Raw genomic sequence first — 261 nt, 5'->3', positions numbered from 1 at the left:
CTCCAGATTGTTCAGATCGCGAGGCCAGGCAGTATGAAGGGATGGATACGCAAGGCAGTGGCGCACTACGCCCATGCAACCGGGCGAGGGGGCAAATTCTACAGGAGGTTCTGCAACCCCTCTGGTCTTGAATGGGGGGCCTACCTGGCCCGATGGGGCAACTTTCACTCGGTCGGCAGCAATTTCTACGTCAATACAGGCTGCAAGTTTCTCGACCCGTCGCTGGTACGTATCGGCAACAGCGTGGGCTTGTCCGACTGC

Annotated in this window: 1 protein-coding gene; it reads left to right on the top strand. The window is 58.6% G+C overall.

The annotated features are described in order from the left end of the window. Positions 1–33: 33 nt before the first annotated feature. Positions 34–261: hypothetical protein (locus tag SB719_RS20955; protein WP_412159859.1), on the top strand; the 228-nt coding region annotated here is incomplete at its 3' end.

This window comes from Pantoea sp. SIMBA_079 (assembly GCF_046940275.1).
In the GTDB taxonomy this organism is placed as follows: domain Bacteria; phylum Pseudomonadota; class Gammaproteobacteria; order Enterobacterales; family Enterobacteriaceae; genus Pantoea; species Pantoea borealis.
The sequence above is the reverse complement of the archived record's forward strand: the minus strand, read 5'-3'. Positions and strand labels throughout refer to the sequence as shown.